The following is a 1,295-nucleotide window of genomic DNA, read 5'->3' on the forward strand; positions in this document are numbered from 1 at the left end:
TGAGCTAGTCCCCGGAAATCGGACAGTGACGTAAGCTACAGAAGAGTGTTTTCTGATCTCAACAATGGAGATCAGTTATGTCCAAACGGAAACAGTACAATCCCGGTTTCAAGGCCAAAGTGGCGCTTGAGGCGTTGAAGGGTGAACAGACGGTAGCCGAGCTTTCGAGCCGGTTCGGGGTTCATCCAACAATGATCCATCAGTGGAAGAAGGCGCTTCTGGAGAATGCCCCTGATATTTTTGAACGCGGGTCCTCGAAGAAGGAAGCAGCCGTCGATCCGGCCAAGCTGAAAGAGCTTCACGCCAAGATCGGCGAGTTAACAGTGGAACGTGATTTTTTAGCCGACGCGCTCAAGCCATGGACCGACAAGTGAGACGGACCATGATTGGGCGCGACCACAAACTGCCGATCATCCGCCAATGCCGGTTATTGTCGCTGAGCAGATCAAGCTTCTATCATCGACCGCGAGGTGAAAGTGCTGAGAATCTTGCCCTGATGCGTGAAATTGACCAGCAGTTTCTGGATACCCCGTTTTACGGTGTCCGGCAGATGAGGTGGCATCTACGACGGCAAGGCCATGATGTGAATGTGAAACGGGTTCGCCGTCTGATGCGATTGATGGGGTTGATGCCGATCTACCAGAAGCCCAACACCACGGTCCCACATCCCCAGCACAAACGTTATCCCTATCTGCTCAAGGGGCTGCGGATAGAACGCCCGAACCAGGTCTGGTGTGCAGATATCACCTATGTGCCGCTGGCACGGGGCTTCCTCTATCTGGTGGCGATCATGGACTGGCACAGCCGCAAGGTATTGGCCTGGCGGCTATCGAACACGATGGACGTGCAGTTCTGCCTCGATGCTCTGGATGAAGCGCTCGACCGCTACGGCGCACCGGAGATATTCAACACTGATCAGGGCAGCCAGTTTACCTCGTGGGCCTGGACTGAGCGGCTTAAACAGGCCGGTGTCAGGATCTCAATGCCTCTCGGTGAATGCATGCATTCACCTGTCGGTAACAGACGGCAAAGGGCGCTGCATGGACAATATCTTCATCGAACGGCTATGGCGCAGTCTCAAATATGAGTGCATCTATCTGCATGCCTTCAACGGCGGAGCAGAGGTTAGGGCCGGCATTCGACGCTGGGTTGACTTCTATAATCGGCTGCGGCCTCATGGCACACATGCCGGGAACACCCCAAGGGAAGTTTATCACGGATGCCTGCCGCTCTCCGGCCCGGGCTATCGCCCGGTCCTCCAAGCGGCAGACAGGGCAGCATAGTCAGTAATCATG

At 55.3% G+C, this 1,295-nt stretch carries 1 pseudogene; it reads left to right on the forward strand.

The annotated features are described in order from the left end of the window. Window positions 1-77: 77 nt before the first annotated feature. Window positions 78-1,283, forward strand: a pseudogene (locus DFP90_RS22615) (IS3 family transposase). The last annotated feature ends 12 nt before the right edge of the window (window positions 1,284-1,295 follow it).

The sequence above is a fragment of the Aestuariispira insulae genome, from assembly GCF_003385955.1.
Classification (GTDB): Bacteria; Pseudomonadota; Alphaproteobacteria; order UBA8366; family Aestuariispiraceae; genus Aestuariispira; species Aestuariispira insulae.